The sequence below is a fragment of the Rhodococcus sp. AD45-ID genome (genome assembly GCF_003023755.1).
Taxonomy (GTDB): Bacteria; Actinomycetota; Actinomycetes; order Mycobacteriales; family Mycobacteriaceae; genus Rhodococcus_F; species Rhodococcus_F globerula.
In genome coordinates this window covers 1036145-1059199 of the sequence record NZ_PYHL01000002.1, presented here as the reverse complement: position 1 = coordinate 1059199, position 23055 = coordinate 1036145, and the positions used below count along the sequence as shown (strand labels likewise).

Here is a 23055-nt window from a genome sequence, read left to right as displayed (position 1 = left end):
TCAGTGAGCCTTCTTTTTCCGCTTTCCGGTCGGCCGAGCGCCAGGCGCGGGAGCAACTGCGGCACGTTGCGTTACCGATGCTCCGGCACCGACAGACTCTGCGGTCTTGGCACCGAGACCCTTTTCGGCAAGCGTAGCCCGGCGAGCGAGAACCTTGCGGGTGTGAACGGCCACAGGTCCCCATCGTTCCTTCATCGACACGAGGAGCGGGGTCGCGAAGAAGATCGACGAGTAGGCGCCAACGACGATGCCGACCAACTGGACGAGGGCCAGGTCCTTGAGCGTTCCGACGCCGAGCATCCACACCGCGACCACCATCAGGGCAATCACGGGCAACACACTGATGACCGTTGTGTTGATCGAGCGCATGAGCGTCTGGTTGACGGCGAGGTTCGCCTGTTCACCGTACGTGCGACGCGTCAGATGCAGGATGCCTCTCGTGTTCTCCTCCACCTTGTCGAACACGACGACGGTGTCGTACAGCGAGAAGCCGAGAATGGTGAGTAGACCGATCACCGTCGCGGGTGTGACCTCGAAACCGACGAGTGCGTAGATACCCGCGGTGACGATGATGTCGAAGAACAGCGCGATGATCGCGGCTACCGCCATGTCTCTCTCGAAACGAATCGCGATATAGATACTCACGATGACCAGGAAGACGATCAGCGCGAGCAGAGCCTTCTTGGTGATCTGGCCACCCCAGGTCTCGCTCACATCGGCAAAGCTGATGGCATCGCGGGACGGATTACCGTTTCTGTCCTCGGGCTGGAATTCGTCGAAGAGTGCATTCTGGAGCGTCACGATCTGCTGCGCATCGAGCGTTTCCGAGCGAATCTGCACGGTGGCACTCGAACCCGAACCCACCGTCTGCACGCTGACCGGTTCGAAACCGAGTGCTTCGGAGTACACAGTTTCGACCTGCGATGTCTCGACGCCGTCTCCGGCCGGGAACTGGATGCGCGATCCGCCCTCGAAATCGATACCGAACGTGAAACCGCGGATCAGCATTGCAAGCAGTGCGATCGCTACCAACGCGCCGGTCAGGCCGTAGTAGAACCGACGCTTGCCGACTACCTCGAATGCGCCGGTGCCGGTGTACAGACGCGACAGCAGACTATGTTTCGGCATCGAGGCCTGGTCGACCCCGGAATCTGCTGTTACGGAACGTGCTTCGCGGTCCGCCGAGGAATTTTCGGCAGAGTTGTTGTTGGACTCACTCATGCTCGTGTCTCCTTAGCCGACGCAGCGGCGGCAACCTTACGTTCGCGGGCTACCTCTTGGACTGCTCCCAATCCGTTGACGCTGGGCTTGGACCAGAACGCCGAACGGGAAGCCAGATGAACCAGAGGCCACGTCACGAGGAAGACAACTACGACGTCGAGGATGGTGGTCAGGCCGAGGGTGAACGCAAATCCGCGCACCTGGCCCACCGCCAGTAGGTACAGAACGGCGGCCGCGATGAAGCTCACGGCGTTGCCCGAGAGGATGGTGCGGCGGGCACGGGCCCAACCACGGGGTACTGCGGAACGGAAGCTGCGGCCCTCTCGCATCTCGTCCTTGATGCGTTCGAAGAATACGACAAACGAGTCGGCTGTCATACCGATACCGATGATCAGACCTGCCATGCCGGCGAGGTCGAGGGTAAACCCGATATACCGGCCGAGCAGCACCATGATGGCGTACACCATGATTCCCGAGAGGACGAGCGACAGCGCGGTCAGCACGCCAAGCATTCGGTAGTAGACGAGGCAGTACACGAGCACGAGAACAAGGCCGACTGCGCCCGCGATCAACGCTGCTTGCAGAGACGCCAGTCCGAGCGTCGCCGATACTGTCTCGGCTTCCGAAGCCGCGAACGAGAGCGGCAGCGAACCGTACTTCAGTGTGTTCGCCAGTTCCTCCGCGCTTTCCGCGGTGAAGCTGCCGGTGATCGAGGTGGCGCTACCAGCGGGCGTTGCGCCTTGAATCGTGGGCGCGCTGACAACCTTCGAGTCGAGGACAAAGGCTGCCTGCTTGCCGATGTTTGCCGCGGTGAACTGTGCCCAGGTGTTGCTGCCCGTGGTCTTGAACGACAGGCTGATCTCGTGGCGAGACTGCTGGGAGTTGAATATCGACGACGCGTCGGAGATTTCCTGGCCGTCGATGATCGAGGGGCCGAGGAGGTAGATGTACGCACCGTCCTGGGAGCATGCGACGAGCGGAAGCGTCGGATCGTCGTTGCCACGCAGCGGATCGGCTACCGAACAGTCGAGATTCGCGACGGCCTGCTCTTGAACCGTGGGATCGGTGCTCTGACGCAGCGCGCGCGCAGCAGCGATCTCGGCTGCGGCGGCGTCACTGGCGTCGGCGGAGTCACTCGGAGCGGCCGGTGCCGGCGGCTCTGTTGTTGGCGCTGCTTCCGATGTGGGAGCGGGTTCGCTGGTTGCCGGTTCTTGTGCTGGGAACGGGCGGTTCTGCGGAGCCTGTGTGGCCGGTGCCTCCGTTGCGGGCGCCTCTGCTGCCGGTGTTTCTGCCGCCGGTGTTTCGGTGCCGGGAGCGACCGTCGTGCGGTTGGCGTCGCGAGTGGCGACATCGATCGATCCGGTCACCGGACGGATGTACAGGCGAGCCGTCTGACCCAACGACCGCGCCTGTGCACTGTCGTCGCCTGGCACCGTGATGACGAGGTTGTCACCGTCGATGAGTACCTCGGATCCGGACACGCCGAGCCCGTTGACGCGGGTCTCGATGATTTCCTTAGCCTGCTTCAGACTGTCCTGACTGGGCGCGCTGCCGTCCGGCGTGCGCGCGGTCAGCGTGACACGCGTTCCACCCTGCAAGTCGATACCGAGCTTCGGTGTGGCCGATTTATCGCCAGTAAAGAACACCAGTGCATACAGCGCCACGACCAGGACCCCGAACAGGGCTAGGTAGCGGGCCGGATGCACCGTTCCGGTGGAAGGTGCCACGATCTTTAAGTCTCCTCATTAGGTGCCGGACGTGAGCGGTCCACGACCGCTCGAGTTGCGCCGTTCGAACGTGCGGCGATGCGTTAACTACACAGTAACTCTAGAGCAGGGTCACGACGTGACTGCGTTCAGGAATCCTTGGTGAGTCGGATTTCGGTGTCAGTCGCCGATTCTTCGAACTCGGAAGACGCGTCTTCGTCGTCACTGTAATCCTCGACGACATCACTGACACGCTCGCGGATAACCAGACGCGACCAGGTGGTGACGACGCCGGGCGCGATCTCCAGTTCCACGGTGTCGTCGTCCAACGACGTGATGGTCGCGTACAGGCCGGCCGTGGTCTGCACACGGTCGCCCACCTGCAACGAATCCTGCATCTCGGAAGTCGCGGCCATGGCCTTCTTCTGCTTGCGCATGCCCAGGAACATCGGCACCAGCAGTGCGAGGATCAGGAGGGGGAAAAGCAAACTCGACATGTGTTGATCAACCTCGGTTTTGTAGCATGTTTTTCGCCACGCGGGCCCCGGATGGACCTACGCAAGACACCAGTGTGCCACTAGTTCCTTAGGAAACCCGACAGTTCACCACTAACGGGAGGCTCCGACAACGCGAAATCACTCCGCGTCCGGGTCGAACAACGACGCTTGTGGCTCCCTTACGCGAACCTCGATACCACCCGCAGCGGCGTCCGGTGGCGGCGTCATGCCGAGCTGTTTCCAGGCTGCAGCAGTGGCTACACGACCGCGCGGGGTCCTGGCGATCATGCCGGCGCGAACCAGGAACGGCTCGCACACCTCTTCGACAGTCGACGGTTCCTCACCGACCGCAACCGCCAAGGTGGACACTCCCACCGGGCCGCCGCCGAATGAACGCACGAGCGCACTCAACACAGATCTGTCGAGACGATCCAGTCCGAGTTGGTCGACGTCGTAAACGGCGAGAGCGGCGCGGGCGACCTCCATCGTCACGATCCCATCTGCCCTCACTTCGGCAAAATCTCGCACTCGCCGCAGCAACCGGTTGGCGATACGCGGCGTCCCTCGCGAGCGTCGAGCAATTTCGGCACTGGCATCAACTTCGAGATTCACGCCGAGGATGCCCGCCGATCGCATCAGAATCTGTTGCAGCTCATCGGGTTCGTAGAAATCCATGTGCGCGGTGAACCCGAACCGATCTCGCAGCGGACCGGTAAGGGCGCCGGATCGGGTGGTCGCCCCAACGAGAGTGAACGGCGCGACTTCCAGCGGAATCGAAGTAGCACCTGGACCCTTGCCGACCACGACGTCGACTCGGAAGTCCTCCATCGCGAGGTACAGCATTTCCTCGGCGGGACGGGCGATCCGATGAATCTCGTCGATGAAGAGAACGTCACCCTCCACCAGATTGCTCAACATCGCCGCAAGATCACCGGCCCGCTCGAGAGCCGGACCTGACGTCAACCGCAGTGAAGAACCCAGCTCACCCGCGATGATCATCGCCATCGACGTCTTGCCGAGTCCGGGCGGTCCGGACATCAGAATGTGGTCGGGTGTTCCGCCGCGCATCTTTGCCCCGGTGAGTACCAGTTGCAATTGCTCGCGCACGCGCGGTTGACCGATGAAATCGTCCAGGCTCTTGGGCCGGAGACTTGCCTCGACCTCACCGTCCCCCGCCACCAATTCGGCGCTGACCTGGGATTCGTCGTCGAAGTCGTCGATCGGGTCGAAATTCATCGAGTTTTACCGAGCAGGGAGAGAGCGGATCGAAGTGCGACGGACGTAGTTGCGGCGGGTGTTTCCGCGAGCACGGAATCCGTGGCTTGTTCGGCTTGCTTGAGCGGGAACCCGAGCCCTTCCAAGGCCTCGACAATCTGATCACGGATCGCATTTGCTGCGACTGCCCCCGACACCCCGGCGGTCGTCGGTACTGCGTCGACCTTGTCTCGCAGTTCCACAACCATGCGTTCGGCACCACGTTTTCCGATGCCAGGCACTCTCGTCAACGCGGTGAGATTGCCCTCCGAGAGCGCTCGCCGCAGCGCATCCGGCTCGAGTACCGCAAGCGTGGCCATCGCCAGGCGAGGGCCGACGCCCGACACCGTCTGGAGAAGGCTGAACAGATCCTTGGACTCGAGATCGGAGAAACCGTAGAGCGTCATCGAATCCTCACGCACGATCATCGTCGTGAAAAGCCTCGCCTCACTCCCCCGGTGCAACGCACCCAGCGTCACCGGCGTTGCGTTGACGCGGTAACCGACACCCGCAGCCTCGATAACCGCATGATCGAGAGCTATGTCGAGTACCTCGCCGCGAACCGACGCGATCATCGTGAACCTGCCTTCTTCGTGGTCTCGGCCAATTTTGCCTGATACTTACGCATCTGCTCCGCAGCCATTGCCTCGGCGCGCGCCATTCGTTCGATCATGGGTGCCCGCCAACAGTGGCAGATCGCCAGCGCGAGTGCGTCCGCCGCGTCGGCGGGTTTCGGAGCGGTTTTGAGATTGAGGATTCGAGTCACCATCGCGGTGACCTGCGCCTTGTCTGCAGTTCCACTCCCGGTGACAGCCGCTTTCACCTCGCTGGGCGTGTGAAAGAACACGGGAATGCCACGGCGCGTGGCCGCAACCGCAACAACACCACCGGCTTGCGCCGTCCCCATTGCCGTACTGACGTTGTGTTGCGCGAATACCCGCTCGATGGCAACGACGTCAGGTTTGTACTGCTCGATCCACAGTTCCGCCGCATCCGAGATTCGGAGCAAGCGAGGTCCGAGGTCCATGTCAGCAGGCGTACGCACCACGTCGACGGCAATGGGACGCACAACTCTGCCGTTACTCCCATCGACCACACCCAACCCGCAACGGGTCAAGCCAGGGTCCACTCCGAGCACGCGCACTTTTGTCACACCTCTCCACACCGAACAGCTGTTCGATAGCTTAGCGGTGTACGGGCGAACTGCCGACATCAACACGCAACCCGGCCGCGACGATTACCGTCACGGCCGGGTTGAGCATGGCTGCGTCGAACTAGTTCAGCGTCGACCTAGTCGGCGTCGAGTGCTGCAAGCACCTCGTCGGACAGATCGATATTCGTGTAGACGTTCTGCACGTCGTCGGAATCCTCGAGCGCGTCGACGAGCTTGAAGATCTTGCGGGCGCCGTCGACGTCCAGCGGAACCTCTACGGATGCACGGAAATCGGCTTCGGCGGAGTCGTAGTCGATCTCGGCTTCCTGCAGAGCACTGCGAACCGCGACAAGATCTTGTGGCTCACAGACGATTTCGAAGGTCTCACCGAGATCGGTGACCTCTTCTGCGCCGGCATCGAGTACTGCCATCAACACGTCGTCCTCGGACTGCCCGTTCTTCTCGAGCGTCACGACGCCCTTGCGAGCGAACAGGTACGAGACCGAACCCGGATCGGCAAGGTTGCCGCCGTTGCGCGTCATTGCGGTACGAACTTCACCAGCTGCACGGTTGCGGTTGTCGGTCAGGCACTCGATCAGCACAGCAACACCGTTGGGCCCGTAGCCCTCGTACATGATGGTCTGCCAGTCCGCGCCGCCAGCTTCTTCACCTGCGCCGCGCTTGCGCGCACGCTCGATGTTGTCGTTGGGGACAGACGTCTTCTTAGCCTTCTGAATGGCATCGAACAACGTGGGGTTGCCCGTGGGATCGCCACCGCCGGTTCGTGCCGCCACCTCGATGTTCTTGATCAGCTTCGCGAAGGATTTGCCACGACGTGCGTCGATCACAGCCTTCTTGTGCTTGGTGGTGGCCCATTTTGAGTGGCCGCTCATGCGATTCAAGCCCCTTTCCTGCTGTGTTGCGCACGCCGAATGCGCTTCTTTCAGCTCTGACGATGTTACCCGTCCCACGTCGCCACATGCTGCATCCCCCGCACACTAATTCGTCAAACACGAGATTGTTTGCATAGAATGCAAACATGTTGATTCGCATCGATCACGCCTCGGCGACGCCACTCGCCGATCAGATTGCGGCCGGAGTGCGCGGGGCCGTCATCCGCGGCGAGGTCGGCCCCGGCGATCGACTTCCGTCCGCTCGCGCACTCGCCGAGTCGGTTGACGTCAATCTGCACACCGTTCTGCGTGCGTACGCGGCGCTGCGCGACGAGGGCCTCATCGATCTACGACGCGGGCGCGGCGCCGTCATCCGCGCCGAGTTCGATTCCGGCGCAACAGCTCTCCACGAATCAGCACGAGAGTTTGTCCGCCAGGCCCGCAATCTGGGTCTCGACACAGCCCACATGCTCGACCTCATCAAGGAGACCAGCACACAATGACGACCAGCAAGGTCCGGCTCTGGACCGCAGCCTCGTTGACCTTCATCCCCACGGCGGTGTTGATCGTGGCACGCCTACTGTGGGGCGATCAGCTTCCGCACACTGTCGCCAGTCACTGGTCCGGATCGACGCCGGACGGATTCGCCACAACCACAACGTTCTTCGCCATCACACTGGTGGTGTCGTTGATCGCCTCCGTCGTTGCCGCGGTCACGGCGATTCGTGCGGGCGACTCCGCTCCCCTGCTGTTGTCCGTCACAGCCACCGCAGCCGCGACGTCAGCGACGATCTGGATCCTCAGCGTTGCCTTGACCCTCGACGCCGGCGCCCCGGAGAACGCACGTATCGGGTGGTGGATAGCTCTTCCCATCGCTGCGGCAATGACGGGAATCGCCGCTTGGGCGCTCACCTCACGGGGCGGAGCCAATGTCGAACCGCTGCTCCCCACCCCGACGCTGGACACACCGCTCACTGCCACCGAACGCGCAGCGTGGATCGGCCGCGCACACAGCGTCTGGCCGTGGGTCCTCTCCGCCGGTCTGACAGCACTCACGGTCGGCACCGCCGCATATTCCGACTGGTGGGTAGCTGTCATCCTGCTCGCCGCCACCGTCATGACAGCAGCTTTCGCGTCCGTCACGGTCCGCGTGGATAATTCCGGACTGAGCATCAGCTCGTGGGGCATCCGGTGGAAGAAGATTGCCATCTCGAGAGTGAAGTCCGCGTCCGCCGACGCCATCCGGCCCATTGAGTGGGGTGGATACGGCTATCGCATCACTCCACGCGGCACGGCGGTGACACTGCGCTCCGGCGAGGCAATCGTGCTCACGCTCGAGACCGGGCGCGTTTTCGCCGTCACCGTCGACCACCCGGAAGATGGTGTCCGACTCCTCAATTCACTCGTCCAACAGGCTGGCGCTCGCGAAATCTAGCCCCGAACCAGGTCGACGAAGAGCTCGTGCACACGACGGTCCCCCGTCACCTCCGGATGGAACGACGTCGCAATCACCGAACCTTGCCGAACAGCCACGATCCGGCCGGCAGCTTCGCCTGCTGCCGCCGGCACCTGGGCAAGAACCTCGACGCCCGGGCCTACCCGTTCCACCCACGGCGCGCGAATGAACACGGCCCGGACAGGATCTCCGACAATGCCCTCGAATTCGAGGTCCGATTCGAACGAATCGACCTGACGTCCGAAAGCGTTGCGGCGCACGGTCATATCAATAGCATTGAGGTGCTCGGCATCGGGCCGGGTGTCGAGCACCTCGCTGGCCAGCAAGATCATGCCGGCGCACGAACCGTAGGCAGGCAACCCACCGCGAAGCCGTTCGCGAAGCGGTTCGAGCAGTTCGAAAACCTGCAAAAGCCGGCTCATCGTTGTCGATTCACCGCCGGGAATCACGATGCCGTCAACCTTGTCGAGTTCCTCGGGACGGCGCACGCCCACGGCGTCCGCCCCCGAATCCGCCAAGGCAGCAAGGTGCTCCCGCACGTCACCCTGGAGTGCGAGTACGCCGATCAACGGACGAGTCATGCCTGTGTTCCTACCTTGTCTTCACTACCCGAGGGGTCTTCACTAACCGAGGGCTCGCGTTCGATCCGCGACAAGCCTTCCTGGACTACCGCTGCCACCATATTGCCGCTTCGATCGTAAATGCGCCCCTGCGTCAGCGCTCGCCCGAACCCGGCCGACGGCGACGTCTGGTCGTACATCAGCCATTCGTCGGCCCGGAACGGACGCAGGAACCACATCGCATGATCGAGTGAGGCATTCTGCGTCTTCACGTCCTTGTGCGGCACATTCGAGGTGTTGAGCAGCGTCATGTCACTCAGATAGGCCAAGGTGCAGATGTGCAGAAGTGGGCGATCCGGCAAGGTGTTGCGGTAACGGATCCAAACCCGCTGCTGCGCAGGCATATCCGGTGCCGAGTTCGCAACGTCTGCAGGCACGATTCGCAGATCCCAGTTCCGCCACTCCTCGTGAAGCGGTGTTCCGGCAAAATCGGGAATGGTCAACGGGTCCGGCAGTTCCTCCGGCATCGGGACATTCGGCATCCGGTCCTGATGCTCGATGCCCTGGTCTTCGACGTGGAACGACGCCGACATCGAGAAGATCGTCTTCCCGTCCTGGACGGCGTTCACCCGGCGTGTACAGAACGAGCGCCCGTCACGGATCCGGTCCACGAGATACACCGTGGGAATCTTGGGATTACCCGGCCGCAGAAAATATCCGTGCAACGAATGCACGTGGAAGCGCTCGTCAACGGTGCTGACTGCGGATACCAGAGACTGGCCGGCTACCTGTCCACCGAAGGTGCGCTGCATGACAGTGGGGTGAACTGCCCCTCTGAAAATATCCTTTTCCAGCGTTTCGAGCTCGAGGATCTCCTCGATACCAATCATGTGTCCTCCGGCAGAGTAGAGGCCGACAGCGCCGGCGGGCAACGGGTTCACATTATCGGTTCGCCGCCCGCACACGGCACCATGGTGGTGTGAACGCCTTCATCCCCTCGACCCCGCAGGCACTGGCCGAACAGGTTGTATCGCTGTGTGAATCACACCCGACAGTTGCGGTGGTGGCGCTGGACGGTGCTGATTGCGCTCGGCCGGTCGAACTAGCCGAGTTGATCGGTGTTGCCGCGCAGGCGCGGCAACGTCCGAGTGCTGTTGTCTCTCTTCACGACTACGTGCGGCCGGCGTCGTTGCGGCTCGAGTTCGGGCACGAAGATCCGCTGAGCTATCGAACGATGTGGTTCGACTACGACGCTCTGGACCGTGAAGTCGTGACGGCGGCGCGGGCGCGTCGTACGTGGCTTCCCCAACTGTGGGACGAGACAGCAGACCGGTCGGCACGCTCATCCCGCCGAACCGTTCACGAGCGAACGGTGATCATTGTCGCCGGACCGATGCTGCTTGGCCGCGGTCTCGACTTCGACGTCACCGTCCGATTGAACATGTCCGAGGCGGCGATCCGGCGGCACACACCGCCTGCACAGCTGTGGACCGTCGACCCGCTACTCGAGCATCAGGATGGTGTGACCGACCGGATCGATCTGGACGTGCGTTACGACCACCCCGCTCGACCTGCCGTTCGCGTCTACTGAGTACGAAGGTGACGCGTCAAACCTTCCTGAACCACCGCGGCGACCATGTTTCCGCGTCGGTCGAAAATCCGTCCCTGAGTCAGCGCGCGACCGAACCCGGCCGACGGCGAGGTCTGGTCGTACAACAACCACTCGTCCGCCCGAAACGGGCGCAGGAACCACATTGCGTGATCGAGCGATGCGGCCTGCATTGGTGTGTCCTTGTGCGGGATACGAGAGGATCCCAGCAAGGTCATGTCGCTCATGTACGCGAGGGCACACACGTGGAAGACCGGGTCATCCGGTAGTGCCTCCCGCGAGCGGAACCACACTTGCTGCTGAGCCGCGGCGCCTGGACGCTTGCTGATATCAGCTTGTGGGACGAGCCGTAGGTCCCAGTCTGCCCATTCGCGAGCCAGCCACGCGGTCTCGCCGTCGTCGGAGTCGGTGGCCAGGCCCAGCGTCTCAGGGTCGGGCACAGGCGGCATCTCGTCCTGGTGCTCGATGCCCTCGTCTTGAACGTGGAACGACGCCGACATCGTGAAGATCGCCTGCCCGTCTTGGATTCCTGTCACCCGTCGTGTGGCAAAAGATCGGCCATCGCGCACGCGGTCGACCAGAAAGACAGTGGGCTCCTTCGGGTTTCCGGGTCGGAGAAAATATCCGTGCAGGGAATGAACCAAGAATTCCGGATCAACGGTGCGCACGGCCGAGACAAGTGCCTGACCTGCCACTTGCCCACCGAATGTTCGGGGCAGCGTGGTCTCCGCAATTATCCCTCGGAAAATGTCGCGTTCGAGGCGTTCCAGTTCCAGAATTTCTTCGATCGTCGCCATCGCTACTCCCGTTCTCCGCATCCGCCGAATTCTCACCGACAGTCACACAATGCCTGATGGTGGACAAATTCAGCGAATTCAACCAGCGCAGACACGCGAAACACCTAAAACGGACACGGTCGTTCTTTACGATTCAAGTTACAGCTGAATTCGCGATCGCAGACCGGGAGAACCCATGCGCCGTCACAGCACAACAGCAGCCGTCGCTTTGACGATGAGTCTCGTCGCCCTGACCGGGTGCGGCACCTCGTCGGAGGAGAGCGATTCCACTGACGTGTCGCAGACTCAGGTCACGTCGTCAAACAATGCCCCGGCACCGGCGTACGCGGCAACCTTGCAGCCGACCATCGAGAAACTGATGAAAGACAACGTCATTCCCGGCGTAGTGGTGCTGATCTCGTCGCCGACGCAAGGCGACTGGACCGCGACATTCGGCACACAGGTCATCGGCGAGGACAAACCCATGTCACTGGACGACTATTTCCGCGTCGGAAGCAATACCAAGACCATGACGTCGACGGTCATTCTCCAGTTGGTGCAGGAAGGAAAGCTCAGCCTGGACGATCCCATCGGTAAATACATCGACGGGGTGCCCAACGGCGATACGATCACCATTGCGCAGCTATCCGACATGCACAGCGGGCTGTACAGCTATTCCTTCGACCCACAATTCAACGCGACGCTCGACAACGACCCGCAGAAGGCGTGGACACCGGAGGAATTGCTGGCCATCGCGTTCTCCCACCCCGTCGATTTTGCTCCGGGCGAGAAGTTCGAGTACAGCAATACCAACATCGTGCTACTCGGCCTGGTCATCGAAGAACTCACCGATATGACTGCGGCACAGGCATTCCAGGAGCGCATCTACGAACCCCTCGGGCTGACACACACGTCGTTACCGGCCGCAACCGATTCCTCGATCCCCGACCCCCATCCGCAGGGCTATTCCTTCGGTACCAATGTCTCCACGATCGACACCTTCGCACTACCCGAACCAGAACTGAGCGCAGCGCTGGCCGGCACCTTGAAGCCGAACAACGAGACCGATGCCAACCCGTCCTGGACGTGGACGGCGGGCGGCGCAATTTCGACGGTCGGAGATCTGGCTACCTACGTCAAAGCCCTTGTCGGCGGCGGGTTGCTGAATGACGACATGCAGAAGATTCGCCTCGACAGCATTCAACCCACTGATCCGAGCAATCCCTCGGCCGCCGGCTACGGTTTGGGCATCGCACGCTTCGGACCTGCCCTGATCGGCCACGACGGCCAGATTCCCGGATTCATGTCGTTCATGGCCCACGACCCGAACACCGACCTCACCATTGTGATCGCCACCAACCTGGCGACGGTACCGAGCGGTGAGGGATCGGCGCTGGTTCTGGCCAAGGGCATCATTCCCACCTTCTACGGCGGGGGCGGCGTACCGGGCGGTGACCCCGCGGCGGTACCCGCGGCGCCAACACCGACCCGCTGACTAGTGATCTTCGTCCAACTCGCCCGATTAGTCCCCTCTCGCGTGAGAAAATAAGACATGACCGCCAACGATCTCTCCTCGAACTCACCAGTCGCCGTACTCGCAGCCGAAGAAAGCTGGAAGCTGCTGAGCCAAGCCACATTGGGCCGGATTGTGGTCGGAGCTTCCGGACACGTGGACATTTTTCCGGTCAATTACGTGGTCGATGACAACCACATCTACTTCCGCACCGCGGAGGGAGCCAAACTCGTCGAACTGACCATCAACGATCGCGTTCTGTTCGAAGCCGATCACGTTGGCCCAGAACAGGGATGGAGCGTCGTAGTACGCGGAACCGCTCGCGTGATCACGTCATTCACCGAAACCGCCAGGATCGACGAATTGGGGTTGCGGTCCTGGATTCCGACGCCCAAGTACAACGTTGTCGAGATCACCGCATCCGAAATCACCGGCCGCGCCGTGAAATTGGATCACACCCAGAGCTGAGCGAAAACGCGGACATAGCACTGCCAGGTCAACCCACCGCCCCGGCCGCCAGTGCAGCTTGCCAACCTCCGTACTCGCTGATGTCTTTGCCCGTGGACGCTACTTCCTGGTCACAGCCGAACCCGGTTCCCCAACTGCCGTCGTCGAATTCGACCGATCCGAGCATCATCGGCGTCGGCAGTGCCGCGAGAAATGTGCCGAGTGCGGCGGGAGTGAGTTGCCAGCGCTCCCCCACAATCGACTCGCCGCCCTCGCTCACCCGGATCAATCCTGGTTTAGGTGGCGCGGTGTCCAGCGCACTGAGTCGGTAGCGCGGAGCGGTGGCTACCGGCCCACACCAGCGGGCACCGAGTCCGGTCAGCTGATGCTCGAGCGGCTGACCGCGCAGGTGAGCGCCGAATACTGCCAGCTCGACCGTGTCCGCGGGCGCTGAAGTCCATCCGGTTGCCTGGTCGCCATTCACCATCGCCGCGATGTCAGCAGCGACGCCGTCCTCGAACGCACGCGCCAGCACCGTCACCCCGAACTGCGCATCGCCTGCCCTACCAGCTGGAACCGCGACAGCTGACAGGTCGAAGAGATTGCAGAAGTTGGTGTACGTGCCCATACGGGAGTTCACGCCGATCGGATCGCCCGCAACGTCGGCGATCGTCGGATGTTCCGGGGCCGTCGGCACCATGAGGGCATCGAGTCCGTCGAGCTCCTTCATCGCCCGGTTCCGCAACTGCGCCAACAATTCCCGGTCCGCGAGTAGTCGATGTGCCGGTATGACTCCGGCCGGCGCAATGATCGAACGTACCGTCGGGTCCACCGCATCGGCGTGCGCGTCGACGAATTCGCCTACCGCCGCATACCTTTCAGCGACAAGCGCACCGTCGTACAGCAGCTTCGCGGCGTCGAGGAAAAGCGTCAGGTCAATCTCGACTACCTCGGCACCCGCAGCCCGCAGCTGTTCGACAGCTGCTCCGAACGCTGCCGCCCACTGCTCGTCGAGTCCGGGCAACACAGCTGGAACTGCGACGCGTGGCCGCGGCGGCGCGGCCAACCGGACGTCGCTCGGCCACTGGCGGCCCGGTGCGCCTGATGCCATCACGGCCATCGCAGACTCGGCGCCGGCCAGATCCGCCGCGAAAATGGTCACGCAATCGTAGGAACTGCACGCCGGGACCACTCCCTCGGTCGAGACGACCCCGACGGTCGGCTTGATGCCGACAATGCCCTGCAGACCTGCTGGAACACGGCCGGACCCTGCGGTGTCGGTACCGATCGCGATGTCGACCAGCCCGAGCGCAACAGCTACCGCGGATCCAGAACTCGAGCCACCCGAGATGTACTCCGGCCGACGCGAGTCGCGCACAGCGCCGTGGGGGCTGCGTGTGCCGACCAGTCCGGTGGCGAACTGGTCGAGGTTCGTCTTACCCAGCACTACTGCGCCCGCCGCCCGCAGAGCCGAAACGGCGGCCGCGTCGACCGCGGGTGTGTAGGCGAACTCGGGACATCCGGCGGTGGTGGGTAAGCCTGCCACGTCGACGTTGTCCTTTACTGCAAGCACCAGACCTCGTAGCGGCAGGTCAGCGGTGGAGGCATCGACGCGCGCGGCCTCGGCCATCGCGTCGACCTCGGGGCGCAGGTGTATCCAGATCTCCGGCCGGTCGACGCGCTCGATCGACCGATATGCCGCCGATACCCGCTCGGTCGCGCTCACGCGGCTACCTCCTTGACTGTTGTTGTGGTGCGGGCAAACTCACCTGCAGCTGACCACGCGTCCCGCTCGGCGCCGAACGCTACGGCCTGAGTTGCACGGAATGCCGCAATGGAGTCCGCATTGTCGGTCAGGAACTGCTCGTGTTCGGCGAGGGAGAAACTGCCGTCGGTGATCTGCACGCCGCCAGGCCCACCTGCCGCCGTCTCGGCGCGCAGTTCGAGCAACTCGTCCGGCTCGACGGGATACCAGGAGATCCGGTCGAAGAACCGTAGCAACCAGGGCGTACCGTCCTCGAACGGTCCGGACTTCTCGGGATAACGGTGGTTCCACACCTGGGTGGTGCGTCCCACGAACTGGTAGCCGCCTGGCCCCTCCATGCCGTAAATGCACAGGTACGCGCCGCCGATACCGACCGCGTTCTCCGGCGTCCAGGTACGTGCCGGGTTGTACTTGGTGGTGACCAACCTGTGTCGCGGGTCGAGCGGAGTGGCAACCGGCGCACCGAGATAGACGTCGCCGAGTCCGAGGACGAGGTACTCGGCGTCGAAGACCGTGTCGAAGACGTCAGCGACCGAATCCAGCCCGTTCATGCGCCGAATGAACTCGATGTTCCACGGGCACCACGGCGCATCGGCACGAACACCGTGCATGTAGCGCTTGATCGCCTCGCGGGTGGACGGGTCGTCCCAGGACAAGGGCATCCGCACCGATCGGCTGGGGACCACGAGTTCGGACGAATCCGGGATCTGTTCCTCAGCTTCGGCGAGCAAACCCATCAGCTTCGACACCGGAAGCACATCAGGGTCGACGCGCACCTGCAGCGACCGGATGCCGGGGGTGAGATCGAGTAGCCCAGCCGGCTTCTCTGCCTCGAGACGCTGATGCAGCGCGTGCGCCCGCGCCCGGAGCGCGAGGTCGAGCGTCATGTCCCCGTATTCGACAAGAACGTTGTCGTCGCCCGAGCGGCGATACGTCACCGCAGTCTTGCCGTCGCGGCGGGCGATCACTCCGTCGTCCCCGTCGCCGCCGTCGCTGAACACTGCCGGCAGGCTCGCGCGCCGACTCAGGCCCAGTTGACCTTTCGATGCGGCACGATCGGCGCGGATCGGCACAAATCGAACCGTATCGCCGGGGCTCAGTTGGCCGAGCTTCCACCGTTCCGCGGATACGACGGTAACCGGGCAGACAAATCCACCCAGACTCGGACCGTCCGGCCCGAGCAGGATGGGGGTGTCACCGGTGAAGTCCAGTGCGCCAACCGAATAGGCGTTGTCGTGAATGTTCGAGGGGTGCAGTCCGGCCTCGCCGCCGTCGTTGCGCGCCCAGTCAGGCTGCGGGCCGATCAACCGGACGCCCGTGCGATCGGAGTTGAAGTGCACCTCGTAGTCGGTGGCGTACAGCGTGTCGATATCGTTGCGGGTGAAGAACTCCGGTGCGCCGTGTGGACCCTCGGTAACGGCGATCTCCCAGCGGCCACCGATCACCGGTACGTGTTCCATCGGAACTGGTTGGGCGGCACCGGGGTTGCATGGCCCCGCTCCGCAGCTCAACACGTCACCCTCGCGCAGCGTCCGCCCCTCGTGACCGCCGAACTTGCCGAGCGTGAACGTCGCACCGCTGCCCAGGTAGTCGGGCACGTCGATCCCGCCGCGGACCAACACGTAGATCCGTAGTCCCGGACCTGTTGTCGCCCCGACGTCGAGGACACCGCCGGCGGGAACCTGCACCGGCGCCCAGGCCCGGACCTGCAGTCCGTTCACTCGGACAGTGGCAGGTGCGCCGGTGACACACACGACGGTGGCCTCGGCGAATCGCAGTGCTGGTCCGGCCATCGTGCATTCGAGCCCGGCGGCTCCCGGTTCGTTCCCGAGTGCTTCGTTGCCGAGCCTGAAAGACAGGTCGTCCATCGGGCCTGACGGGGGAACACCGATCTGCCAGTAGCCGACGCGGCCTGGCCAGTCCTGGACGGTGCTCAACATACCGGGGCGCTGAACGGTGATCTCGGTCATCGCTCTTCCTCCGGACGGGTCACGATCATCCGTACCTCTGTGGGGTCGAAACCGTTGCAGGGGTTGTTGATCTGCGGGCAGTTCGATACGAGTACAAGCGTGTCGATCTCAGCGCGCAGGGCGAGGCGCTTACCCGGCGCGGAGAGCCCGTCGACAATGCCGAGTGTGCCGTCCGCGTCGACCGGCACGTTCATGAAGAAATTGATGTTGGAGACCAAGTCTCGTTTACCAAGGCCCCACTTGGCTCCCTCGATCAGGAAGTTCTCGACACACGCGTGCTGATGCTTGGTGTGGTGGCCGTAGCGCAGGGTGTTCGACTCCTGCGAGCACGCGCCACCGACGGTGTCATGGTTGCCGACCTCGTCACCGACAAGCGTCATCAGAGCTGTTCCGTCGTCGGCGCGAAGCACGGACCCTGTCGTGAGAAACAGATTGCGCTGAGCTGCAACAGTTGCGGCGGCCGAGTACCGAACAGCATGATCATCGGCAGCATAGAAGAGGGAGTCGACGGCCTGATTGCCGTGCAGGTCGACGATGGTCAGGACGTCACCGGCCCGCACGATCGCGGACCAGGGTCCGCGGGCGCCGACAGTGTCATCGAGGATCACGGCTCCGGGGACAAGAGCGGGAGTGTCTACGGCGGTGGTCATTTGGCGTCCCTTCCGAGCTGTGCTGCATTGACGGGCTGTGCTTCATTGACGGGCTGTGCTTCATTGACGGGCTTGGCGGCGTTCCAGGCGTCCTCGGTGTTGAGGACTGCGCGGCGGTACTCGGGATCGTTGTTCGGCAGAGCCTCCAGATCCTCGGGTGCCGTCCATGCCACTACCTCGAGGGATGTGGTGCCGAACGTTGTGGCCGGGTCAAGCGGGTGTGCGGTATTGGCGATCAGCACGATCACCGGGAGATGAATCAGCAGCTCCAGCTCTGTTCCGGCGCCGGCATTTCCGGTGCTGGTGAGTCCGCCGTCGGACTCGACGCGCACTCCGTGGAACAGGGACAGCACCGGCGGCAGGTCACGCGCGGTCAGACCGTGTTTGGCCGCAGCCAGTGTCAGCAGTTCCCGGCCCGCGGGCGCACCCGAATGGACGGATCCTTCGCCGTACTTGGCTGTGTTCGTAGCCAGTGAAGTGGTTCCGCAGAACGCGTCGTGGTGACCGGAGGTATCGGCCACAACGGTGGCCAGCACCCGTCCCTGGTCGGAGAGCAGCGGATGCCCCACCCTCAGGTACGCCTGCCACGGAACCTTGACGGTATCGGCGATGTTGAGCCGCTCGTGCGGAGCGTCGGCCCGGTACAGCAGCAGGTTCGCGCAGGCACTGCCGGCGATGTCGCGCAATCGGAGCCGCGTGCCGCGGGCCAGCACCTTCGAGGTGTAGCGGCCGCTGGGCACAGTCTCCGCCCAGGTGAGCCGGTCAGCGTCGATACCCGCCGGAGGCGTGGGCCAATCGGAGGCGGGAAGGACGGGCATCGAGTCGGTGATCGCACGGGCCTGCGAGCGGGCGTGTTCGCGGGCGGCTGCTGTGGTGTCGGTGGCAGTGTCGGTCGTGGTCACTTCGTAGCTCCAATCGTGACGGGGTTCGGAACGGTTTTGCCGCGCGGGTAGCAGAGAGCGCCCACCAGGACGACGGCAATCACGGTGATCGGGGCGGCCCATTGCAGGATCGGCATGTCACCGGACGGGTTGAAGATTTCGGCGCGCGGCCAGGACAGGTTGATCACCATTGCGGCTCCGTACAGCACCGCCGCGATGTTGACCGGGACGCCGAAGACGCCCAGTGAGAACAGCTTTCGGCCTTCGGAGTCGTACTGGACATCTCCGTGCGGCCAGCCTTGCAACCGTCGACGCAGCAGCGGAACGGTGACCATCAGGTAGGCAAGGTAGATCAGCACGATGCACACACTCGACAGTGTCGTGAAGATTGCCGAGTTCCCGACGTTGACCGCGAGCACCAGGATGCAAGCGATACCGATCAGGACGGACGGCGCGATGGGAGTTCCGGTGCGGGCGTTGACCTTCGAGAGGGTCTTCGATGCGGGCAGGCGGCCGTCGCGGGCCATGGAGAACATCAACCGGGACGCAGCGGTCTGAATCGCGAGGGTACAGACGAATACCGCGATAGCGACGTCGATCAGCAGCAGGGTGCCCCACGGGGAGCTCAGGATTGCGCCGAGCACGTACGGCAAGCCTTCGGTGGCGAGCCGACCGTCGGTGAGGCTCGGCGCTGCCATCAGCGCGCCGACGATCATCAGGCCACCACCAAGAGCAGACACCGACAGTGCCAACCGAATGGTGCGCGGTGCGACGCGACGCGGATTACGGGTCTCCTCGGCGAGCTCGCCTGCCGAGCCGAAGCCGACCATGACGTACGCGGCCATCAATCCCGAGACGATCCAGGCCCAGATGTAGCCGGGCTCGCTGCCTGCGGCGCCGGTGTCGAATACCACCTGCGGGCCACGCTGGGCGTGGGTGAAGAACATGCCGATCACCGCAATGACGCCGATGATCTCGCAGGTCACGCCGATATTGTTGATGCGCGACATCCAGTTCACGCCAACGCAATTGATCGTTGTCGTGAGCACCAACAGCACCGAACCGAGCAGTACCGCGTTGGTCGCGCCACTCGACGATGTCAGCGAGCTGTCCTCGCCGACGATCTGAAATCCGCTCCACACGTTTGGCAACACCACCTGCAGGGCGATCGCCGCCGCAGAGGCGGTAACGATCTGCGCGATGATCATGAACCATCCGGCAAACCACCCGATGATCTCGCCGCCCATCCGCCGGGACCACTGGTAGATAGCCCCTGAGATCGGATACCGCGCAGCAAGTTCGGCGAAGCTCAGCGCCACCATGAACTGGCCCAGGAACACACAGGGCCACGTCCAGAAGAATGCCGGTCCGGCAAAGCTGAAGCCGAGTCCGAACAACTGGAAGATCGTGGTCAGGATGGAGACGAACGAGAAGCCCGCCGCGAACGACGCGAACTTGCCGAGCGAGCGGTGCAGTTGCTGCTCGTAGCCGAACTCGGCGAGGTCGTTGTCGTCGCTGGGCTTGGATGCCGCGATCGTCATTGATTCTCCTGGGGCCTGGGGGCTGTATTCCTGTCAGTTGACAGTTTTCTGCGCTCCCGTTCCCTACTGGTGTCTCTCATGTTTCGCTGTGTAGCGATTGCGTTGCGAGTCGATGACATCGGTTACCGGAACGTTTCCGAACCCTCACGCGGGTAGTCGGTGACACCCGACAGAGCGGCACAGCATTAGATAAGGGCCATGAACGTCGTCCGCGATCCATCGATGCTTCCGGTGGGCGAGTTGTTGCGTGGTCCTGCATTGACCTGCGGCCCTGAGACAACCGCCGCCGACGCTGCCCGCGCCATGACCGCAGCCGGCCGACGGTACGTACTTATCCCCATCCGCGGGAATGCGCTGGGCATCTTCACCGACGGAGACCTCCGTCGGAGGATTGTCGCGGCCGGACTGGGCACCACCACCCCCGTTTCCGAGGTGATGACCACTCCCGTACACACGGCCGACGCTGACCGGCTCGGCGCGGACGTGCTGCTCGATATGCTCGAACGCGGCGTGCGGCACCTGCCGGTACTGTCCGCTCGCGGCGACGTTCTTGGTGTGGTCGAGGACGCGGATCTGTTCGCCACCGCAACTCGGAGCGGATTTCTGGTGCGCAGCACAATTTCTCAGGCCGCCGACGCCGACGAACTCGTAGCTGCGACAGCACGGATACCGGAGCTTGCAGTGGGACTCTGGCGAGCGCGCGTAGCGGCGCTCGACGTCAGCGCGATCGCGTCGGTACTCATGGACGCCGCCGTCACCCGAGCCGCGAGCTTGCTCGCCGAAGGCCATCCCGGTTCAACCTGGCTCTCACTCGGCAGCATCGCCCGCCGCGAGGCCATGCCAAGTTCCGATGTGGACAGTGCCCTGATCTGGGCGAACGACGACAGTCCCGAACAGCAGGCCCGCGAAACCGCGTACGGAAAGCGGGTGCACGAACTACTGGAACGCTGCGGACTCCCCTCGGACGCCAACGGGGCGGTAGCGTCGAGCCCGCGGTTCGCGCGTTCCGAATCCGACTGGCTGCGGGGACTGGACGGCTGGCTCGCCGATCCTTATGCCGATCAGGGCATCGTCATGGTGTCACTGCTCGCCGACAGTCGCGTTGCGCTCGGCGACAACCGACTTGCTCTGTCCCCCGTCGTATCCGAGCGACTCGATCCCGACGCGCTTCGACTGCTGCTCAAGGAAGCAGTCGAAGGTAAGGCGCGGATGCATTCACTGCGCGAGCGTCTCACCCGCCGCACCGATTCCGTCGACATCAAGGCACAAGGCGTGATGCCGATCGTGAACATCGCGCGGTGGGCTGGGCTCGCCGCAGGCTGCGCGGACCCGTCAACCACCGTGCGACTGCGAACGGCAGCGAACTCGGGAATCCTGCCCGACGACGACGCGACGATGCTCGCCGAGTCGTTCGACGTGCTGGCTCAGATCCGGCTACGGCATCAGTGCGAGCAGATCGAGCGCGGCGAGGCCCCGACCGACGTCCTGGCACTGGACTCGCTGACGCCCCTGTACCGGAGTCTGCTCGCGAGCGCCGTCCGCGAGATCGCAGGGATACAACGGAAACTCGCATACACGGGGCCGCCGGCATGACGGAATTGACCGCCGCTCAGCGTCACGCGGTCCTTCAGACCGTGGCGGCCGAGCGACTCGAGGGATGGCAGCCCACTGGCGACGACCTCACCGATCTGGACGCGCTGGCCGTCGGCATGTTCACGTACGAGGACTACATCGAACGCCACCGTAGTGCCGCGTCGACGCGCGCGGTCCCACGCCGGAGGTTACGACTGGCGCTACCTCGTCCGTACCTTGTCACCGGGACTTCTGTGCTGCGCAACAACTTCGGATTCAGAGACCGGACCCAGCTTCGGGACGTCGAGTACGTCGCGACCGCAGCCCGACTGCTCCAAGCGCATCTGCAACAAGCGCCGACTCCGCGCCAGGTGGACGCCGAGTACATCTTCGGGTTGCACGGGCGTGTGTTCGGTGACGTGTTCGGATGGGCGGGGCAGCAACGCATCGTCGACATCACCAAGAACGGGGACGGTTTCGCGCCGGTCGGGACGATCGGCCGTTATCTGCGTGAAGTCGAGATCGCGGTTGCCGCGACGGACTGGCACCGCGCGGACCGCGGACGCCTGGCCTACGCGCTGGCCACTGTTTATGTCACCTACAACCACGCGCACCCGTTTCGCGAAGGAAACGGCCGTACCGGCACCCTGCTCCTGCACCAACTCGTAAGCTCGACCGGGTTCCTCCTCGACCTGTCGGGTATCGATGCGGCGGAATGGGTTGCCGCCTCTCGTGATTCGTCTCCCTTTCGCCGCACCGGCGCACCGTCGCCGCGACCCATGATTCCCGTGTTGCGGCGCGCACTCGTAGACCGCAGTGATGGAAGGATGGTGTGATGACCACAACCGGAGCCGGCCGCCCACGGCTGTCGACACGCAAGCGTCCCGGAGCAACGGCACGCGATGAGATTCTCGATGCCGCGGCCGAGTTGTTCACCACCGGAGGCTTCACCAGTACGTCGACCCGAATGATCGCCGACGCAGTGGGCATCCGGCAGGCGTCGCTCTACCACCACTTCGCAAACAAGGACGACCTGCTGACCGCGCTGCTTGTCGGGACAGTCACCTCCCCCTTGGCTTTTGCGGAAGACATGCGCGAGAGCCCGGAATCCGCCGCAGTGCGTATGTACGCCCTGACCTGCTTCGACGCGCAGCAACTCGCAAACTCGCGATGGAATCTTGGTGCCCTTTACCTGCTACCGGAGCTACGGACCGAACGATTCGAACCGTTCCGAGCGCAACGCGGAACACTCATGGATCTGTACACGGAATTCGCCCGTGACGCGCTGGTCCAGATCAATCCTGACGCCGAAGTCGATCTCCGCATTGCGCAGCTACCGTTCCGACTCGTCGAGACGGTGATCAACACAAGGTCGGACGCTGAAGCGGAAGGTTCCAGTGCCTCACCTTCGCCGGAGGTGATCGCTGATGCCTCGATTCGGATCCTCGGCTGGACAGGGCCGACCGCTGAACTTGCTTCTCGTACAACGGCACTTCTTGACGAGTACTCCGGCGGACAACGTTAGTGCGCCAGTGTGGGAAGTTCGTCGAGCAATCTGTCGAGCAAGTTCAGGTCGTAACGATTCGGGCGC

23 protein-coding genes are annotated in these 23055 nt (G+C 63.3%); 8 read left to right on the top strand and 15 right to left on the bottom strand.

The features are described from left to right. The 7 genes from secF to C7T36_RS21115 form a co-directional block, all read right to left on the bottom strand. Positions 1 to 1221 carry a protein translocase subunit SecF gene (gene secF / locus C7T36_RS21145; protein ID WP_045067523.1) on the bottom strand — a complete coding sequence of 407 codons (1221 nt, stop codon included), beginning with the start codon at positions 1219 to 1221 and terminating at the stop codon, positions 1 to 3. Beyond that, positions 1218 to 2948 (bottom strand): protein translocase subunit SecD, encoded by a 1731-nt coding sequence (secD, locus tag C7T36_RS21140; protein WP_045067522.1) that lies wholly within the window; start codon positions 2946 to 2948, stop codon positions 1218 to 1220. The genes secF and secD overlap by 4 nt, the downstream gene beginning before the upstream one ends. A gap of 128 nt (positions 2949 to 3076) precedes the next feature. Then, entirely contained in the window at positions 3077 to 3424 is a 348-nt protein-coding gene (gene yajC, locus C7T36_RS21135; RefSeq protein ID WP_045067521.1) for a preprotein translocase subunit YajC, read from the bottom strand. 138 nt (positions 3425 to 3562) lie between these two features. After that, positions 3563 to 4660, bottom strand: coding sequence for a Holliday junction branch migration DNA helicase RuvB (gene ruvB / locus C7T36_RS21130; protein ID WP_045067520.1), 1098 nt, complete (start codon positions 4658 to 4660; stop codon positions 3563 to 3565). After that, positions 4657 to 5253, bottom strand: a complete 597-nt coding sequence (ruvA, locus tag C7T36_RS21125; protein WP_033234672.1) for a Holliday junction branch migration protein RuvA — start codon at positions 5251 to 5253, stop codon at positions 4657 to 4659. The genes ruvB and ruvA overlap by 4 nt, the downstream gene beginning before the upstream one ends. Further along, positions 5250 to 5822, bottom strand: a complete 573-nt coding sequence (gene ruvC, locus C7T36_RS21120; RefSeq protein ID WP_033234673.1) for a crossover junction endodeoxyribonuclease RuvC — start codon at positions 5820 to 5822, stop codon at positions 5250 to 5252. The genes ruvA and ruvC overlap by 4 nt, the downstream gene beginning before the upstream one ends. A gap of 146 nt (positions 5823 to 5968) precedes the next feature. Further along, positions 5969 to 6724 carry a YebC/PmpR family DNA-binding transcriptional regulator gene (locus C7T36_RS21115; protein ID WP_045067518.1) on the bottom strand — a complete coding sequence of 252 codons (756 nt, stop codon included), beginning with the start codon at positions 6722 to 6724 and terminating at the stop codon, positions 5969 to 5971. Between the two features lie 146 nt (positions 6725 to 6870). On the opposite strand from C7T36_RS21115, the gene C7T36_RS21110 reads away from it, so the two are divergent. Both C7T36_RS21110 and C7T36_RS21105 read left to right on the top strand, forming a co-directional pair. Continuing rightward, positions 6871 to 7227: a GntR family transcriptional regulator gene (locus C7T36_RS21110; protein WP_033234675.1), complete on the top strand. Its 357-nt coding sequence runs from the start codon at positions 6871 to 6873 to the stop codon at positions 7225 to 7227. Next, on the top strand, positions 7224 to 8159 hold the full coding sequence (locus C7T36_RS21105; RefSeq protein WP_033234676.1) for a hypothetical protein: 936 nt from the start codon (positions 7224 to 7226) through the stop codon (positions 8157 to 8159). The genes C7T36_RS21110 and C7T36_RS21105 overlap by 4 nt, the downstream gene beginning before the upstream one ends. On the opposite strand, the gene pdxT is transcribed toward C7T36_RS21105, so the two are convergent. Next, positions 8156 to 8761, bottom strand: coding sequence for a pyridoxal 5'-phosphate synthase glutaminase subunit PdxT (pdxT, locus tag C7T36_RS21100; RefSeq protein ID WP_033234677.1), 606 nt, complete (start codon positions 8759 to 8761; stop codon positions 8156 to 8158). The genes C7T36_RS21105 and pdxT overlap by 4 nt on opposite strands. Then, complete coding sequence (locus C7T36_RS21095) at positions 8758 to 9630, bottom strand: acyl-CoA thioesterase II (protein ID WP_033234959.1); 873 nt, start codon at positions 9628 to 9630, stop codon at positions 8758 to 8760. The genes pdxT and C7T36_RS21095 overlap by 4 nt, the downstream gene beginning before the upstream one ends. 89 nt (positions 9631 to 9719) lie before the next feature. On the opposite strand from C7T36_RS21095, the gene C7T36_RS21090 reads away from it, so the two are divergent. Further along, positions 9720 to 10331, top strand: coding sequence for a hypothetical protein (locus C7T36_RS21090; protein WP_033234678.1), 612 nt, complete (start codon positions 9720 to 9722; stop codon positions 10329 to 10331). On the opposite strand, the gene C7T36_RS21085 is transcribed toward C7T36_RS21090, so the two are convergent. Beyond that, the gene (locus tag C7T36_RS21085) at positions 10325 to 11146 is read right to left on the bottom strand and encodes an acyl-CoA thioesterase II (protein ID WP_033234679.1); all 822 of its coding nucleotides are present in this window, start codon (positions 11144 to 11146) and stop codon (positions 10325 to 10327) included. The genes C7T36_RS21090 and C7T36_RS21085 overlap by 7 nt on opposite strands. A gap of 175 nt (positions 11147 to 11321) precedes the next feature. Between C7T36_RS21085 and C7T36_RS21080 the strand changes: the two genes are divergently transcribed. After that, entirely contained in the window at positions 11322 to 12620 is a 1299-nt protein-coding gene (locus C7T36_RS21080) for a serine hydrolase (protein ID WP_084702772.1), read from the top strand. Positions 12621 to 12677: 57 nt separating this feature from the next. Further along, entirely contained in the window at positions 12678 to 13106 is a 429-nt protein-coding gene (locus C7T36_RS21075) for a pyridoxamine 5'-phosphate oxidase family protein (protein ID WP_045067515.1), read from the top strand. Between the two features lie 28 nt (positions 13107 to 13134). Here C7T36_RS21075 and atzF read toward each other — a convergent pair whose 3' ends face one another. Genes atzF through C7T36_RS21050 form a run of 5 tightly spaced genes read right to left on the bottom strand, consistent with a single transcriptional unit; the run spans position 13135 to position 19892 of the window. Further along, entirely contained in the window at positions 13135 to 14811 is a 1677-nt protein-coding gene (gene atzF, locus C7T36_RS21070) for an allophanate hydrolase (protein ID WP_084702770.1), read from the bottom strand. After that, complete coding sequence (locus C7T36_RS21065) at positions 14808 to 16820, bottom strand: 5-oxoprolinase/urea amidolyase family protein (protein ID WP_045067514.1); 2013 nt, start codon at positions 16818 to 16820, stop codon at positions 14808 to 14810. The genes atzF and C7T36_RS21065 overlap by 4 nt, the downstream gene beginning before the upstream one ends. Further along, on the bottom strand, positions 16817 to 17470 hold the full coding sequence (locus C7T36_RS21060; RefSeq protein WP_033234682.1) for an urea amidolyase associated protein UAAP2: 654 nt from the start codon (positions 17468 to 17470) through the stop codon (positions 16817 to 16819). Before C7T36_RS21060 ends, C7T36_RS21065 begins: the two co-directional genes overlap by 4 nt. Then, positions 17467 to 18372: an urea amidolyase associated protein UAAP1 gene (locus C7T36_RS21055; protein ID WP_045067513.1), complete on the bottom strand. Its 906-nt coding sequence runs from the start codon at positions 18370 to 18372 to the stop codon at positions 17467 to 17469. The genes C7T36_RS21060 and C7T36_RS21055 overlap by 4 nt, the downstream gene beginning before the upstream one ends. Beyond that, positions 18369 to 19892, bottom strand: coding sequence for an amino acid permease (locus C7T36_RS21050; protein WP_045067512.1), 1524 nt, complete (start codon positions 19890 to 19892; stop codon positions 18369 to 18371). The genes C7T36_RS21055 and C7T36_RS21050 overlap by 4 nt, the downstream gene beginning before the upstream one ends. Positions 19893 to 20090: 198 nt before the next feature. Here C7T36_RS21050 and C7T36_RS21045 point away from each other — a divergent pair, with 198 nt between their 5' ends. From C7T36_RS21045 to C7T36_RS21035, 3 genes are read left to right on the top strand one after another with little or no spacing between them, the layout of a single operon-like run. Further along, complete coding sequence (locus tag C7T36_RS21045; RefSeq protein ID WP_052683522.1) at positions 20091 to 21485, top strand: putative nucleotidyltransferase substrate binding domain-containing protein; 1395 nt, start codon at positions 20091 to 20093, stop codon at positions 21483 to 21485. After that, a complete protein-coding gene (locus tag C7T36_RS21040; RefSeq protein WP_045067511.1) occupies positions 21482 to 22300 on the top strand; it encodes a Fic family protein in 819 nt (272 codons plus the stop codon). Before C7T36_RS21045 ends, C7T36_RS21040 begins: the two co-directional genes overlap by 4 nt. Next, the gene (locus C7T36_RS21035; protein ID WP_045067507.1) at positions 22300 to 22989 is read left to right on the top strand and encodes a TetR/AcrR family transcriptional regulator; all 690 of its coding nucleotides are present in this window, start codon (positions 22300 to 22302) and stop codon (positions 22987 to 22989) included. Before C7T36_RS21040 ends, C7T36_RS21035 begins: the two co-directional genes overlap by 1 nt. Positions 22990 to 23055: the final 66 nt, after the last annotated feature.

Excerpts from the sequence above, each read along its gene's own strand:
- secF (WP_045067523.1), bottom strand. The coding sequence starts at position 1,221 with ATGAGTGAGTCCAACAACAACTCTGCCGAAAATTCCTCGGCGGACCGC.
- yajC (WP_045067521.1), bottom strand. The coding sequence starts at position 3,424 with ATGTCGAGTTTGCTTTTCCCCCTCCTGATCCTCGCACTGCTGGTGCCG.
- ruvB (WP_045067520.1), bottom strand. The coding sequence starts at position 4,660 with ATGAATTTCGACCCGATCGACGACTTCGACGACGAATCCCAGGTCAGC.
- ruvA (WP_033234672.1), bottom strand. The coding sequence starts at position 5,253 with ATGATCGCGTCGGTTCGCGGCGAGGTACTCGACATAGCTCTCGATCAT.
- C7T36_RS21115 (WP_045067518.1), bottom strand. The coding sequence starts at position 6,724 with ATGAGCGGCCACTCAAAATGGGCCACCACCAAGCACAAGAAGGCTGTG.
- C7T36_RS21110 (WP_033234675.1), top strand. The coding sequence starts at position 6,871 with ATGTTGATTCGCATCGATCACGCCTCGGCGACGCCACTCGCCGATCAG.
- C7T36_RS21105 (WP_033234676.1), top strand. The coding sequence starts at position 7,224 with ATGACGACCAGCAAGGTCCGGCTCTGGACCGCAGCCTCGTTGACCTTC.
- pdxT (WP_033234677.1), bottom strand. The coding sequence starts at position 8,761 with ATGACTCGTCCGTTGATCGGCGTACTCGCACTCCAGGGTGACGTGCGG.
- C7T36_RS21095 (WP_033234959.1), bottom strand. The coding sequence starts at position 9,630 with ATGATTGGTATCGAGGAGATCCTCGAGCTCGAAACGCTGGAAAAGGAT.
- C7T36_RS21085 (WP_033234679.1), bottom strand. The coding sequence starts at position 11,146 with ATGGCGACGATCGAAGAAATTCTGGAACTGGAACGCCTCGAACGCGAC.
- C7T36_RS21080 (WP_084702772.1), top strand. The coding sequence starts at position 11,322 with ATGCGCCGTCACAGCACAACAGCAGCCGTCGCTTTGACGATGAGTCTC.
- C7T36_RS21075 (WP_045067515.1), top strand. The coding sequence starts at position 12,678 with ATGACCGCCAACGATCTCTCCTCGAACTCACCAGTCGCCGTACTCGCA.
- C7T36_RS21065 (WP_045067514.1), bottom strand. The coding sequence starts at position 16,820 with ATGACCGAGATCACCGTTCAGCGCCCCGGTATGTTGAGCACCGTCCAG.
- C7T36_RS21060 (WP_033234682.1), bottom strand. The coding sequence starts at position 17,470 with ATGACCACCGCCGTAGACACTCCCGCTCTTGTCCCCGGAGCCGTGATC.
- C7T36_RS21050 (WP_045067512.1), bottom strand. The coding sequence starts at position 19,892 with ATGACGATCGCGGCATCCAAGCCCAGCGACGACAACGACCTCGCCGAG.
- C7T36_RS21045 (WP_052683522.1), top strand. The coding sequence starts at position 20,091 with ATGAACGTCGTCCGCGATCCATCGATGCTTCCGGTGGGCGAGTTGTTG.
- C7T36_RS21040 (WP_045067511.1), top strand. The coding sequence starts at position 21,482 with ATGACGGAATTGACCGCCGCTCAGCGTCACGCGGTCCTTCAGACCGTG.
- C7T36_RS21035 (WP_045067507.1), top strand. The coding sequence starts at position 22,300 with ATGACCACAACCGGAGCCGGCCGCCCACGGCTGTCGACACGCAAGCGT.